This is a genomic window from Leuconostoc carnosum, assembly GCF_007954525.1.
In the GTDB taxonomy this organism is placed as follows: Bacteria; Bacillota; Bacilli; order Lactobacillales; family Lactobacillaceae; genus Leuconostoc; species Leuconostoc carnosum.
Map to the genome: position 1 here is coordinate 693,796 of NZ_CP042374.1, position 15,650 is coordinate 709,445.

14 protein-coding genes and 1 other annotated feature are annotated in these 15,650 nt (G+C 36.9%); of the genes, 2 read left to right on the forward strand and 12 right to left on the reverse strand.

The features are described from left to right. Positions 1–14: 14 nt before the first annotated feature. The 12 genes from FGL89_RS08620 to FGL89_RS03385 all read right to left on the reverse strand — a co-directional run bounded on the left by FGL89_RS08620 (position 15) and on the right by FGL89_RS03385 (position 13,528). A complete protein-coding gene (locus FGL89_RS08620) occupies positions 15–164 on the reverse strand; it encodes a hypothetical protein (protein WP_167317320.1) in 150 nt (49 codons plus the stop codon). 118 nt (positions 165–282) lie between these two features. Further along, complete coding sequence (locus FGL89_RS03335; RefSeq protein WP_014973811.1) at positions 283–2,127, reverse strand: potassium transporter KimA; 1,845 nt, start codon at positions 2,125–2,127, stop codon at positions 283–285. A 122-nt stretch (positions 2,128–2,249) separates the two neighbouring features. Continuing rightward, positions 2,250–2,966 carry a gamma-glutamyl-gamma-aminobutyrate hydrolase family protein gene (locus FGL89_RS03340; RefSeq protein ID WP_014973810.1) on the reverse strand — a complete coding sequence of 239 codons (717 nt, stop codon included), beginning with the start codon at positions 2,964–2,966 and terminating at the stop codon, positions 2,250–2,252. Positions 2,967–3,028: 62 nt separating this feature from the next. Continuing rightward, the gene (locus FGL89_RS03345) at positions 3,029–4,627 is read right to left on the reverse strand and encodes a peptide ABC transporter substrate-binding protein (RefSeq protein WP_014973809.1); all 1,599 of its coding nucleotides are present in this window, start codon (positions 4,625–4,627) and stop codon (positions 3,029–3,031) included. A gap of 113 nt (positions 4,628–4,740) precedes the next feature. After that, a complete protein-coding gene (locus FGL89_RS03350) occupies positions 4,741–6,030 on the reverse strand; it encodes an O-acetylhomoserine aminocarboxypropyltransferase/cysteine synthase family protein (protein ID WP_014973808.1) in 1,290 nt (429 codons plus the stop codon). 195 nt (positions 6,031–6,225) lie between these two features. Continuing rightward, the gene (locus FGL89_RS03355) at positions 6,226–7,353 is read right to left on the reverse strand and encodes a 5-methyltetrahydropteroyltriglutamate--homocysteine S-methyltransferase (protein WP_147000426.1); all 1,128 of its coding nucleotides are present in this window, start codon (positions 7,351–7,353) and stop codon (positions 6,226–6,228) included. Between the two features lie 538 nt (positions 7,354–7,891). After that, entirely contained in the window at positions 7,892–8,368 is a 477-nt protein-coding gene (locus FGL89_RS03360; protein ID WP_014973806.1) for an S-ribosylhomocysteine lyase, read from the reverse strand. A 2-nt stretch (positions 8,369–8,370) separates the two neighbouring features. Beyond that, entirely contained in the window at positions 8,371–9,228 is an 858-nt protein-coding gene (locus tag FGL89_RS03365; RefSeq protein WP_147000428.1) for a MetQ/NlpA family ABC transporter substrate-binding protein, read from the reverse strand. Positions 9,229–9,238: 10 nt separating this feature from the next. Then, a complete protein-coding gene (locus FGL89_RS03370) occupies positions 9,239–10,360 on the reverse strand; it encodes a vitamin B12 independent methionine synthase (RefSeq protein ID WP_014973804.1) in 1,122 nt (373 codons plus the stop codon). 19 nt (positions 10,361–10,379) lie between these two features. Continuing rightward, entirely contained in the window at positions 10,380–11,519 is a 1,140-nt protein-coding gene (locus tag FGL89_RS03375) for a trans-sulfuration enzyme family protein (protein ID WP_014973803.1), read from the reverse strand. Next, complete coding sequence (locus FGL89_RS03380; RefSeq protein ID WP_014973802.1) at positions 11,516–12,625, reverse strand: trans-sulfuration enzyme family protein; 1,110 nt, start codon at positions 12,623–12,625, stop codon at positions 11,516–11,518. Before FGL89_RS03380 ends, FGL89_RS03375 begins: the two co-directional genes overlap by 4 nt. A gap of 24 nt (positions 12,626–12,649) precedes the next feature. Next, positions 12,650–13,528 carry a homoserine O-acetyltransferase/O-succinyltransferase family protein gene (locus FGL89_RS03385; RefSeq protein WP_014973801.1) on the reverse strand — a complete coding sequence of 293 codons (879 nt, stop codon included), beginning with the start codon at positions 13,526–13,528 and terminating at the stop codon, positions 12,650–12,652. Between the two features lie 78 nt (positions 13,529–13,606). After that, positions 13,607–13,905: a binding site (T-box leader), on the reverse strand. Positions 13,906–14,092: 187 nt separating this feature from the next. Between FGL89_RS03385 and FGL89_RS03390 the strand changes: the two genes are divergently transcribed. Together FGL89_RS03390 and FGL89_RS03395 are read left to right on the forward strand one after the other, a co-directional pair. Continuing rightward, on the forward strand, positions 14,093–14,419 hold the full coding sequence (locus tag FGL89_RS03390; protein ID WP_014973800.1) for a thioredoxin family protein: 327 nt from the start codon (positions 14,093–14,095) through the stop codon (positions 14,417–14,419). Positions 14,420–14,588: 169 nt separating this feature from the next. Then, positions 14,589–15,587, forward strand: coding sequence for an AI-2E family transporter (locus FGL89_RS03395; protein WP_014973799.1), 999 nt, complete (start codon positions 14,589–14,591; stop codon positions 15,585–15,587). The last annotated feature ends 63 nt before the right edge of the window (positions 15,588–15,650 follow it).

Consider the following 15,650-nt stretch of genomic DNA (forward strand, 5'->3'; position numbering starts at 1 on the left):
CATCAACATGACTGTTACTCTTTATCCTGTGTTAATTTTTCATTTCGTTTACTGGCTTTAACTTTATTAACCTCGCGATGGTACCAACGCATAATCATCACTAACCCAATTGTAGAGATTAGCATTGCAATGACCACCCAAACAAAAAATAAAATTAATTTCATATCTTGTGACATTATCATAGTTCACACAGATGTTTTCACAAAATCTATGTGTGATTCCTTTCAAATTAATTCATTTATATACACAACCCAAAGGGTTGTTCAACCGACACAGCAAAGTTCACTCTGACAAATGGTAATAGTATGTTGAAACTGATATATCTTCTCTTGCAGCAAAAGCTGCACGTAAACGTAATGAATTTTGGTTGTGCAAAATATTTTGCCAAGGTTTCTTAGGAACAAATTGTGGCACTAAGACAGTCACTGAATGATTCCGCTTTTGTGATTGTTTGACGACAGCGTCAACGAAACTCAATGCTGGTTTCACAATTGAACGATAAGATGAATGAATATCAACATAGCGAACATCCGGAAAATCATTCTTAAATTGTGTTGCCGTTTTCAATTCTTTTTTGGGATTAACATCAAAGCTAACGTGCATGGCGACAACATAATCACCAATGGATTGTGCGTAATCAATCGCTTCCGTAGTCACTTTTGTAATATTAGAAACTAACACAATAACCGTTGCCCCATCATAGTGGTGGCGCACAGCATTATCATTATTAGCATAAGAGAGTTTCAACTGACGTGCAATGCTAATGTAATGATGCCTGATTCTCAAGAATACATATAAAACTGTTGGCATAATCAATAGGTACGGCCAGACATGTTCAATACGTGTGGCAAATAGCGTGATAACCAACACAGCTGAAATAAATGCCCCAACAAAATTAATAAAGGCTTTAAACAGCCAGTTTTGGGGCTTTTTACGCCACCAATGAATAATCATTCCCGATTGAGACAAAGTAAATGGCACAAACACACCAACGGCATATAGTGGAATTAAAGCATCCGTTGACCCATGGAAAATAACTATTAAAATAGCAGCACCCAGCGCCAAAGATAAAATACCGTTCGAATAGCCGAGACGATCACCACGATCCATGTACAAATGTGGTAAATATTTATCACGGGCTAAATTCAAAGCCAACATGGGAAATGCTGAAAAGCCAGTATTAGCAGCAACGGCCAAAATCAATGCTGTTGCCAATTGGACAATATAAAAGCCAACACCATAGCCACCAAATGTTTTCGCAGCAATTTGCGATAACACAGTTGAATGTACATTTGGTTTAATACCATACCAATAACTCAAAAATGTAATACCACCAAAAAACACTGCTAATATTAAAGCCATTGCTGCAAGCGTTGCCGCTGCATGCTTCTCTTTTGGTGCTTTGAAGTTTGGTACAGCATTTGAAATCGCTTCGACACCTGTCAGGGATGATGAACCACTAGAGAATGCCCGCATGAATAAGACAAACGATAAACCAGAAAAGCTTGTGCCAATTCTAGTCGTTGCTTGATAAGGTAATTGGCCCGTCACTGCTTGAAATAATCCCCATAAAATCATCACGATCAATACGCAGATGAAAAAATAAACAGGAAACATCAAAAAATTAGCACTTTCACGTAAGCCACGCAAATTCATCCCTGTTAACAGAATAACAACCACAATAGATAGTGGCACCGTAAATGGTAAAATCGCAGGAAATGCTGCTGTGACAGCATCTGCAGCTGCTGAAGCTGAAACAGCCACCGTTAACATATAATCAACTAATAATGATCCACCAGCAACTAACCCCGCTTTTGGCCCCCAATTTTCACTTGCAACAGCATACGCCCCGCCACCAGAAGGATAAGCGTGGATAATTTGCCGATAACTCATTACAATAGCCGCCAGTAATACTAACACCAATAAAGCAATGGGAATTTGTAGCCATAATGCTGCCGCTCCTGCTATAAACAAAGCAGTTGTGATAGATTCAGTACCATAAGCCACTGATGACAAAGCATCTGACGATAATAATGCCAATGCTTTAGTTTTAGACAAAGATTGACCACCCTCATCAAGTGTTTTTAGTGGCTTTCCAATTAAGATGCGTTTGATATTTTCAAACATATCATTTCTCTCAATACAATTATTTATTACTCAACATATTGTACGCTACTTTATCATAATAAAAAAGACGTCTATATGACGACTCTGTAACAATACGAACCATTATGAATAACATGACATATTTAAATCTTAGCCACAAAAGCATTAAATAGTTTCTGGGTTTCTGGGTGCGCCATCAGCAACATTTCAGGATGCCATTGTACGGCATAAAGGTGACGTAATTCATCCGAAAAAGCTTCAATCACGCCATCTGTACTTGTGGCATCTAACGTTAACCCTTCTGCTAAATCCTTGACAGCTTGATGATGAAATGAGTTAACCAAAGCCGTTTCATCCACTACACCATCTAACCAACTATGCCCTTGCCACACTAAGTGATGCGTTGGCATGTACCATTTCGTTGGATATTGATTATGTTTTACTGTCATACCCGCATACTGGCTTGGTAAATCCTGATACAATGTACCACCCAATGCGACATTAATTACCTGCAAACCACGGCAAATACCAAAAATGGGCTTTTCTTGACGAATAGCTTCTCTAACTAACGCCAACTCAAAATCATCTCGTCCATGATCAATCTCAGCTAATTTCAAATGTGGCTCTTCACCAAAATACTCAGGTGAAACATCTTGTCCACCAGCAAGCAATAAGGCATCAACTGTGTTGATATAATCTTCTGCTAACTTAGTGTCACCAATGGGCAATATGATGGGTAATGCACCAGCATTTGCTACACCGTCAATGTAATTTTTCTGCATATAATCAACGTAGTTTGTGCCGAACCGTGGGTTAGCATGCAATACATTATTAGATGGAATACCAATTTTTTTAACCATTTTTATATCCTTATTTTAAACTAATTAATCCTAGTCGTAACTAAAATAATTATATGTCATCATTATTTGGCATATTTATAATTTTGATAACCAACCAATGGGTAATGAAGATTTTTAACCGTTTTGCTTTGCAAATGGACGTTTGATGCTTGGTACAATGGTGTCACACCATTTTCTTCATTATTAATTCTAGCTGCTTCTCGTTGTAACTTGTATCGTGCGTCATTTGCCTCATTATGGCGGTTAATTTGTTCGTAAACTTTATCATACGCCTTATTTTCCCAATTTGTAAAGTTGATGGCTCCCTTCGAATAAGGAATATCTAAGAAGTCAATAGGATCATCATAATCCGTTGACCAAGATAACGTACCTGCCTGAAAATTGTGATTATTGAAAGCAGCAATTTCAGCATTTAAAGGTAAACGATGTAAATTAATGACCACATTTGGTAATGTGGATTCAATGCTCTGCTTCAAAAAGGTACCTACTGCCTTATAAGAATCAGTATCAGCTGTATTCAATGTGATTTCAATTTTTTGCTGACCTAATTCTGCTTGCGCTTTTTTGAAATATACCCGTGCCTCAGATTGATTATACGGTAACGATAGCCCATCATTCAAATCTTTACCAGCAATTTCAACTTCACCACTTGGCACAATTGACTTAGCGGCTGTCGAGCCATCCCCTAATGCTTCTTTAGCTAATTCCTGACGATTAATCGACAAACTAATCGCCTTTTTTAGGTTTGTATTACTTGCTATTTTATCCTTGGCATTCCATACAATAAACGCAACACGACCTGCAGCTGTTTGCTTAATTTCGTCAGCATTTGTCTTTTTAATATCAGATAATACACTACCTGAAATTGCTGCTTCATCAACATTTTTCGTTTGGAATTGTTTAGCAGCTAGTGTTGCATCACTAATTTGTGTGGCTTTAATTGTATTATAATGTACATTTTTGGCATCACGGTAATGCTTATTTTTAGCAAATTCCCAAGTTGTTGATGACTGGTTCCATTTTTTGATCGTGTAGGCACCATTTGATACAGTAGTAGCTGCAGTTTGTCCGTACTTTTTGCCATATTCCTTCACTTTGTCAGGATTAATGGGATATAGTTGATTAGCTAAAATAAAATTAAAGTAAGGTACTGGATGTGATAACTTGATCTTAACTGTCTGTTTATCCACAGCTTCAATACCTAATTTATCCAGACTTCCCTTGTGATTATATACCTCGTCATAGCCTGCAATATCCTTAAAATGATTTGCACGTGTTGATTTTGTTTTTGGATCAACTTGTCGCTTAACAGATGCTACGAAGTCCTGTGCTGTTAAATCACTACCATCTGACCATTTTTGACCGTTCTTTAAATGAATTGTATAAGTTGTGTCATTTTGTGTTGGTTTAACGATTTCTTTAGCAGCACCAGCAATAATTTTACCGTTTTCATCAGTTGTGTAAAGGCCTTCTAACGTTTGAACTTCAGCCCAATTAGCCCCTATATCGTCAGCATAATTAGGATCTAATGTTGAAATATTATTCTGCGTTGCGATCCGCAAAATTGCCTTATCAGGTGACTGCCTATTTTGCACAGCCATCACAATTCCACCAATGACTAACACCGCCACTACAGCACCAATAATTGTCTTTTTACCCATCTTCGTCTCTCCATGCTTGCACTGTTAATTGCTTAATACTTTATAATACCATATTACAAACGTGACTGCCGTTTTTAGCGCTTGTAGTCAATCTAGTAAATTATCTCAAACTTTTAAACCGTTGCTAACCCCTCTTGCAATGCTGTAATTAAATCATCAACATTTTCAATACCAATTGACAAGCGAATCAAATCTGGTGTGATACCAGCCAACGCCAATTGTTCGTCACTTAACTGGGCGTGCGTTGTTGATTTTGGATGAATAATCAAGGATTTAGCATCACCAACATTGGCGAGCAACGAGAAAATATCTAAATGATTAATCAATGTTTTGGCACCCTCTTCGCCTTGTTTCAATCCAAAGGTGAAAATAGAACCCACACCTTTTTCAAAATACTTATCAGCCAGCGGCTTGTAGGGTGACGTTGGTAGCTCAGGGTAGCTCACCCAGGCTACTTTGTCATGCTGATTTAAAAAGGCGACAATTTTTCGTGTATTTTCAACATGACTTTCAACACGCAAAGATAGTGTTTCTAGACCTTGAATTAAGTAAAAGGCTGACTGAGGTGATAACGTAGCACCTGTATCACGTAAATATTCTGCTCGAATTTTTGTAACAAATGCGCCTGCACCTAAATCTGCCCATACTAACCCATTGTAAGATGGCGTTGGCTGTGTGAAATCAGGATAGCGACCAGAAGCAGCATAGTCAAAATCACCCTTTTCAACAACCACCCCGCCTAAGGTAGTACCATGACCACCAATAAATTTGGTTGCAGAGTGGACGACAACATCAATCCCATAATCAAGTGGTCGTGTTAAAAATGGTGTTGCAAAAGTCGAATCAACAATTGAAATAATACCGTGTTTCTTAGCTATAGCTGCCACAGCTTCAAAATCTATAATATTAAGTTTAGGGTTCCCTAAACTTTCAAAGAAAATAACTTTGGTATTATCTTGAATAGCGTCTTCAAAGTTTTGAGGCTCATCAGGATCAACAAATGTTGTTTCAATACCTAGTTTTTTCAAGGTTTCTGAAAATAGTTCAACTGTACCACCATATAAAGTTGATGCTGCAACAATATGATCCCCACTACCGGCAATATTTAAAATTGCAGCTGTTACTGCAGCAGCTCCAGAAGCTAACGAGATGGCTGCTGCACCATTTTCTAGTGATGCCACACGCGTTTCAAAAATTGCATTGGTTGGATTGGTCAACCGGCCATAAATATTTCCAGCATCTGTCAGTGCAAAACGGCCAGCGGCCTCTTTAGTATCTTTAAAAACATACGATGCTGTTTGGTAAATTGGTACTGCTCGGGCGCCCGTTGCAGAATCGGGATTTTCTTGCCCTGCATGAAGTTGGCGTGTTTCGAATGCATATTGCTTATCTAATTTTGTCATGTTTTATCCATTTCCTATTCTCAAATTGGTGACTTCAAAGTATCGGGTGACAAGTAGACATTCGACAATAAACCAATCCTGTTCCGAGCAATGTACTGAGCGCTCGCGTAATTTCAAAAAATCGTCGTGGTGTTATTTTCTGCATATTGCATTTGCTCCTTTTTAAAATTATGTACGACGGTCTCCCGTCATTTGTTAACCCCAGATCTCATCTAGGATTTCTTTTACTAACCTTATTTTTTCCCATTGCTGTTGTTCTGTTAATACATTTCCTTCTTCAGTCGATGCAAAGCCACATTGTGTTGATAGCCAGAGACGATCTAATGGTAAGTATTGTGTCGCTTCATGGATACGATCAATAATAGTTTGCTTATCTTCTAATTCACCATTTTTGGTTGTGATTAATCCCAATACGACACGCTTGTTACCTGATACTTTCGCTAACGGTTCAAAACTACCTGCGCGTTCTGAATCATATTCCAAGAAATAATTTGATACATTCTCGTGACCAAATAGTTCATCGGCCACTTTATCATAACCACCAGTTGCAGCCCAATCAGAATGATAATTACCACGGCAAATATGTGTATTAATCGTTAAATCTGTTGGTAAATTTTCAATAGCGCCATTATTCAACTCCAAATATACTTGTTTCATTTCATCAATATCAAATCCAGCACCGGCCATTGTTGTCCAAAATTGTGAATCAACAAGCATACCCCAAGTACAGTCATCTAATTGTACTGTACGAGCACCAGCTTCATATAAAGCTAGAATTTCTTCATGATAAACACGTTTGATATCTTCATAAAGTGCCTCATTCGATTCATAAAACTTTGAGATTGTTTCAGCATTCACGCCACGCACTAACTCAGCGTAGAATTGTGAAGGCGCGGGAATTGTAATTTTAGCTTCTACTCCAGCTTCATCAGCAATAGTTTTCAAAAACTTGAAGTGTTGAATAAACGGATGTGTTTCAGCATTGAAACTTAATTTCCCTGACAAACGCGCTGAATCATCTCGTGTTTCTTCATGAGCAAAGAAATAGCCTTCCCCATAATTAAAATGCTCGATGCCTCCAAAACCCCAGAAATTATCCAAATGCCAATATGACCGACGGAACTCACCGTCAGTAACAACGTCCAAACCTGCAGCCGCTTGCTTTTTAACTAAATCAATAATTGCAATATCTTCAACAGCGGTCAATTCCTGCTGTGTTAAACCTCCGGCCGCAAATCTTTCTCGTGCTTGCTTTAATTCAACTGGCCTCAAAAATGAGCCAACATGTTGAAAACCAATTTTTTGTAATGTATTTGTCGTCATAATTACTGTCCTTAAATTTATTATTATTTTGTGTTGTAAGCAATATAATTTAAAATTGGATCAATTGCCAACTTGAGCACTACTACCATGTAAAAACACAGCAGTCATCACCTTATTCATATGTAAGTAATATACTTGACGGTATTGAATGCGCATTATTGCCTCCTTTTTATTTACTGATACCACTATTTAGAAACAATAAAAAACCGCAGTCTAAATTTAGACTGCGGGACGACATCTCGTGTTACCACCCGGGGTTCATGCACTACTTGAGTAGATACACCTCATTATCAATCATCAAATTGCTATACTAACACAATATTGAGAATTGATGTCGCTGTAACGGGCGCTCCCGGTTATTGCTTGTATCTTGATAATTAACTCACAACAACGATAACTCCAAGACCATTTTCTTGATGTCGCGTTGCTCATTTTCACCAACCATAAGCTCTCTGTTTAACGCTATATCAATACTTATCTCTTCTTAGTTATAAACATCATATTATAAACTCATCAAATTGTCAATTAACTATCATTTTTAGACAATTTTACGTTCAAATGCATCACTAGAAATGCCTTGTGCCAAAATAATTTTTGCCCATTCTTTAGCTGAATGTAAACTATGATCCTTGAAATTACCGCAACTCTCAATTTCAGCTGCTGGTATTTCTGTCACTTCATCGCTAACAATTTTCTCAAGAACTTTCTTGAATACTTTTGCTAATGTTTCAGAATCATAATTAATCCATGAAATAACGTGAAAACCTGTACGGCAACCAAATGGTGACATGTCAATAATACCGTCAATTTCATCGCGAACAAGCCCTGCAAATAAATGCTCTAATGTATGTAGACCACCCGTCTCAATAGATGTTTCATTAGGTTGTGTTAAACGCAAATCGTAGTTAGTGATGCTACCACCATTTGGACCTTCTTGTGTTTCAATTACTCGCACGTAAGGTGCCTTTACTTTTGTATGGTCCAATGTAAAACTTTCAACAACTGTTTCTGACATAATTATTCTCCTTTAAGATAAGATATTGGTTTGATGACTTCTGTCTTCGTACCATGATACTTTTTGTCAATATACTGCTGGGATGCTTTTGCGCGGTACAGCGTCACCAGTTTTTTATATGTTTTGTTATTTTTATTCTTAGCCGCGGTTACTATTATATTAACATTAGAACTGGTGTGATTGTTAATATGTTCATAATAAATTGCATCTTTTAAAACATTTAAACCTGCCGCTTGGGAAACAGAATTTGAAATCAACACTGCATCAACACCATTATCATGTAATAAACGGCCACCAGTTGTGTCATCAATTTCTTTAAATTTAAAATGATGTGAATTTGACTTTATTTTTTCTAATCCATCTAGAGCACCAACATCTTTATCTAGCGCAATTAATCCTGCATCTTCTAATAATTTCAATCCACGCGCCTCGTCTGCTAAGTCTCTGGCAATAGCAATAGTGGCACCATCAGGAATATCTCTAACACTTCTATATTTAGTCGAATAAATACCCAGTGGTTCCAAATATGTCGTGCCCAAAGCCGCTAGTTTACCATCTTTTGAATCTTTGTTAAATGCTTGAAAATAGCTATAAGATTGAAAAGCATTAACATCAACTTGACCTTCTGCAGTTGCTTTATTTAGAGTTAACCCATCAGTAAATTCTTTAACTTGAATATTTAAATTTAATTTCTTAGCTTCATCACTTTTTGCCAGATGACGCCAAATATCCGCATCACTCGTTACCGATCCTAATGTAATAACATTTGATTTTTGACTATAACCCTTAACAGTATAACCAACGATACCAATAATTATTACAATGATAGCAATAACACTGACCCATATTTTTTTTGACATAAATTAATCCCTATACAAACTGTTCATCTGCAATACGTTTGATCAACGCCAACTTTTTCCATTGGTCTGGAATTGTCAAAATATTGCCTTCTTCAGTAGAAGAAAAGCCACACTGTGTCGAAAGTGCTAATTGACTTTTAGGCACAAACTTTGCTGCTTCGTTAATACGTGCCACCACATCATCAACTTTTGCCAAGTCAGCCGATTTAGAGGTTAATAAGCCCAGTACAATTGCCACATTATTTCGACCGTTATAGATATCTTTTAACGGTTCAAAGCCACCCGAACGGTCATTATCATACTCTAAAAAGAACGCATCATAATTCAATTGACCTAAATACTTAGCCACTGCTTCATATCCACCTTCAAACAAATAAGTTGATTTAAAATTTCCACGACAAACATGAGTCGATAATTTTAAGTCAGATGGTAATCCAGCTAAGGCTTTGTTAATAACATATACATCATCTTGAGCTGTTTTTTCAAATTGTGCACGTGCTGCCGCATTATCTGCATTAGCGTTAAGTTGTGCAATCAAATAGCCCCAAGTTGTGTCATCAAGCTGTATGTAACGCGCACCAAGATCATAAAAATGTTGTAACGTATCATGATAAGCTAATGCTAAATCGTCCAAAAAGTCTTCCCATGTCGCATAGTATTCAGACCACAAGTCAGACCGATGGTCACGATTAATAATTAAGCTAGGTGATGGTATCGTTTGCTTAGGTTCCACACCTTCTGGCACAATCGATTGCAAGTACTGGAAGTCTTTAAAAAACGGATGTTCTAAATTTGCATGTACTTTACCATTTAATCGAATATTAGTTGAACGTGTTTTTTCGCCATGAAATTTGTACGAGTCTTCTTGATCATAAAACTCAAACCCACCAAGTTGACCCAAGAAATCTAAGTGCCACCATGAACGATTAAATTCGCCGTCTGTTACAGCTTGCAATCCCACTGCCACTTGTTTATCAACCAGCTTTTTAATTTCAGTGTGTTGAACTGCTAATAGCTCCTCATGGGTAATTTTACCCTCATCATAGGCTGCACGTGCCTGTTTCAAATTTTCAGGTCGTAAATATGAACCCACTTGATCAAAACAATAGTTTAACTTACCTGCAATTGTCATTTAATAAACTCCTCTTTTTTTAAATTAATGTTAAAGCATGCTCTAAATCAGCAATCAAATCAGCAACATCTTCTAATCCAACCGAAAACCTTAACAATCCTGGCGTAATACCTGTATTAGCTAATTCTTCTGGATTTAATTCAGCGTGACTCATTTTTGGTGGATAACTAATAATTGATTCTACCGCACCGAGACTCACTGAAAATGCTGGAATAGTTAATGCTGATACGACTTTTCTTGCGTTATCTTCAGAACCGACATCGAAACTCAACACTGCGCCACCACTTTTAGCTTGTATCGCATGAATATTGTGACCTGGATGTCTTGCCAACCCAGGATATAAGACTCGTGTCACTTTATCATGTTGCAATAGATAATCCGCTATTTTTTGTGCTGACTGACTAGAATGCGTCATACGTACACCCAATGTTTTGATGCCACGGAGCAATAACCATGTATCTAACACACCAAGCGTTGCACCAACGGCATTTTGAATAAAATAAATTTTATCTGCCAAAGTCTGATTATTCGTCACAACTGCGCCCGCTAAAATATCTGAATGTCCCGCCAAAAACTTGGTGGCTGAATGAACGACAACATCAACACCCAAATCTAACGGTTTTTGTAAAAATGGTGATAAAAATGTATTATCAGCAATAGTTATCAACTGATGACGTTTTGCGATGGCAACAACACCCTTGATATCGGTAATGCTCAATACTGGATTTGATGGTGTTTCAATATATAGCGCTTTTGTATTCGGTTGAATGGCATGTTCAACCGCTTCTAAATCACTAAAATCAACAAAATCATGGGTGATACCCCAACGTGGTAAAATATCTTCTACAACACGGAAAGTACCACCATAGACTTTCTTGCTGACTACAATGTGATCTCCAACCGATAAAGTGAACAAAACACCACTAATAGCCGCCATACCGGTACTGTACAAATACCCATATTGTCCATGTTCGAGCTTGGCAATCGCTTGTTCACCCGCTTCACGCGTTGGATTTCCTGATCTTGCATAGTCGAACTGACCAAACTCATCCCACGATTTTTGATTAAATGTTGAGCTCAACTGAATAGGCGTATTAATGGCACCAGATAAAGGATCATGTACCGTTGTTGCTTGAATAAGATCTGTCCAATCGCTCATAATTTAGCACCCCCAATAGCTTGTTTAAGATCATCTAATATGTCATCTTTATCTTCAAGGCCAACACTGATACGTACCAATTGATCAGTTATACCCAGTGCTTCACGCTGGTCAAGTGCCATATCATGATGCGTTTGTACGGCTGGGATTGTAATCAAAGTTTCTGGGCCACCCAGGCTCTCAGCAAACGAAGCAATTTTAAGGCCTTTTAGGAAAGCATCAACATCATAATCTTTATCTAAGTAAAAGCTTATCATACCACCAATACCGGCATACAAGACCTTTTCAACACCTGTAACATCTCGCAACTTATCAGCGATATAATGACCATTTTCATTATGGCACGCCATACGCAAGTGCAAAGTTTTTAAACTGCGAATGAGTAACCATGAACTAAATGGATCCAATACTTGACCACGTGTGACTAATTTTGTTTCCAATAAACTTGATAATTCATCACTACCAGCAATTACCGCACCAGCCAAAATATCATTATGACCACCTAAATATTTTGTCGCAGAATGTACAACGATATCTGCACCCAATAAGAGTGGCTGTTGAAATATTGGTGTCAAAAATGTATTATCAACGGCAATTATAATTTCAGGATACTGTGCTTTGACTTTCTGACTTAATTGTTTGATATCAATTATTTTCATGGTAGGATTTGATGGTGTTTCTAGCCATATCAGTTTAGTTTCTGGTTTAATTTGTTTTAAAATATCATCTTGACCATTCCAAACATCATATTGCACAGCACTTGTGACCACGATATCATCAAAATAGCGATATGTACCACCATACAGGTCGTTACTAGTGATGAAATGATCGCCAGTTTTTATCAGAGCAGAGAAAACTAAATCAATCGCTGCCATACCTGAACTTGTGGCAAACCCTTGAACGCCTTGCTCTAAAACAGCTAATTGTTCTTCTAATAACTGTCTTGTTGGCGTGTTTAACCGTGCATAATCAAACCCTGAAGACTGACCTAACCCCGGGTGGCGATATGCTGTAGAAAAATATAGTGGATTTGAGATCGCACCGGTTTTAACATCATCGGTTGCATTACCCCCTTGGGCTAAAATTGTATTAATATTTTTTATCATGATATTTTCTTTCAAATTATTTACTTAATTCAATGCGGGTATGAGATTAATTACTGATGAATTTTTCGTGCTGGCTAGTAACATTTTGCCCCAATTCACAAAAAATTTATCCGCATCAGCCGCCCAATTATTTCTCGGCTGACCATCGATCAAGTAATTCTCTGGTTCTCTTGTCACGATACCTTTTGCTAAATCACGTTGATACTCTTCCGCTAATGTTTCAGTATCATATTCCAAATGACCGGTCACATAGGTTGAGTGCAGCAGTTCATCTCGCAAGACAAATGCACCTAACTTGTTATCCCCTGCCACTTTTAAGCGACGTGGTAACCCTTGATTTGGAATAGTAAAGTAGCGCGAATGTGGCATCGTGATATGATTTAAGCCAGTTGTTAAAGTACTACGCCTATTCAAAATATCATTTGTACGGTACACACCTGAAATTTTGGAAGTGATATGGCGTACTGGAAAATTTCTTTCCGCATAACCCGCACCGTACACTGCCCAACAAGCAAATAGGCTCTCTTTAACATGAGTTTTTCGCCAAGCCAGTAATCGTTTAAATTCTTGCCAATAATCAATTTTTTCAAATTTGGTTCGATCAACCGGTGCCCCAGTGACAATTAAGCCATCAAAATGTCTATCCCAAATATCTGCCAACGTCACGTAATTTTGAACAATTTGCTCAGTTTCATGTTTAATCTGATGTGTAGCTGGCACAGCAAAGGTAAGACGTACATTAACAGATAATTTCATTAATAAGCCTATAAACTGCTTTTCAGTTTGTAACCTATTTGGCATTAAATTAACTATTAAAATATTTAATGTTGGTTGCAATAATTGATATTCTCCAAACATAAAGGCATCACGTTTTAATAGACCATTTTGTAATATAACACTCATAGTTTCCACCCTTTCTTCATAAAATAAACTCACACACACCACTTTTTAAACAAAAAAATCCCGCAGTCTACCTAAAGACTGCGGGACGCTAAGTAACGTGTTACCACCCGGTGTTCGTGTAGGGCTAATGTCCTACACCTCAAAACGTACGCCTCATAGTAATCGTCGAGAAGATCTGTAACTACTACTAGGTTATACGTTGTGCGTTAACGAGCACCACCGAATTCAACTTACCGCGCGATACATATGAGTACCCGCTTGCTCGTATCCTTGAAAACTCCAAGACCATTTTCCATCATGCCATCTTACCCGCTCACACCAAACACAGGCTCTCTTGTTAAGACTTTATCATGTACTTATCTTTTCAATGTTTATGTTGTAATTACTATAACTATTATTTCCATCAATGTCAACATTATTTTCAAATTTTATTTTTACTATTCTCATAATATCCTTTAATAATCGTAAAAATTACTTACTCCTTGTAATTAATCAAAACAAAATTCAAACTGGATTTTATAATATATGCTATAATTCAATCATTAATTTGAATGAGGTAAACCCATGTATCAATCAAAACAAAATACTGATGCTAGTATCGAAAAAGTTATTCAATCGGCTGGCCGACATGTTCTCTTCTTGTCAGCCGATTGGTGCGGTGACTGCCGTGCGATTAAACCTTTTGTCCAAAATATCAAAGACACCATCACTCAAACAGCTGGTTGGGTAGACGCTGATCGTGATGCAAACATTGACATAGCAACTAAATACAATATGCGTGGTATCCCATCATTTGTTTTGTTCCAAGATGGTCAAGAAGTATCGAGAATTGGTCACGGTGAACGTATATCACCACAACAAATACTTGACTGGTATCAAAATACTTTGTAAAAATTAAAATGGCAACCAAATATGGTTGTCATTTTTTGATTCTATTGCACTGGTTTTATAATATTACTGGCATTAAATATATTCAACTGGATTATTTAACTAACAGTGCTTAGCGTTTAACCAAATTATAGTATACAATAATAAAAGCAAGATAATTGGGAGGAATTATATGAATTTATTATCTTCATTGAAGCAAAAAGTGTTATATCGTTATTTTGTCTTAATAGTTATTGTTTTACTTATTTTTTGTTTAAAACAATTCATGCCGCTTTTACTGTTAACGATTATTTTCTCATACTTAGCTCTACAAGCAGCCAAACATCTTGAGCGCCTACTAAAGTTATCGCGTTCATTATCGATTGCACTCGTTTATATGCTATTTATCGTAGTCGTTATTTTAGCTGCTAAACATGGGGCAACGACTGTCATTAATCAAATAGACAGTATGATTAAATTAGTCACACATTTGGATTGGCAATCCACAGGCTTATTACAAGACGTCTATAAAAATATCCAACCATACACTGACTCACTTAATACACATCAATTAATCTCGCAAGGCTTTTCTCAACTCAATCAAGTTGGGCATGTTCTATATGAACTGATTTTAGCATTATTATTTAGTTTTATATTTAGCATGACCTATCCTCAATTAAGGATATGGGCTAAAAACTTTTTAAATAGTCCTTTTAAAAAGTTTTTTGGTGAATTTTACATCATCATACACCGTTTTATCTTAATATTAGGTCAATTATTCCAAGTACAATTACTGATTTGTGTGATCAATACACTAATCATGGTTGTTGTACTGACTTTTCTCCAATTTCCGTATTTACTCGGTTTCACCATTTTAATTTTTATTTTAGGATTAATTCCTGTTTTCGGAGTAATAATCTCACTGATACCATTAACCATCACGGCATTTATGATTGGTAATTGGCATACTGTTATTACCATTTTAGTCACAGTCCTCTTAGTTCACTTGTTCGAATCATATTTTTTACATCCACACTTTATGTCCAACAAAACACATATGCCAATTCTAGTCATTTTATTAAACTTAATCATCATGGAGAAATTATTTGGCGTATGGGGCTTAATTGTTGGTCTACCTATTTTAACGTTTTTACTAGATTTCTTTCACATTCAAAAATTCAACCGAAAATAATACAATAACAATAGTTAAATTTGCTATAACATAAAAAGCCAAGCACTCATTTTGAGATTCTTG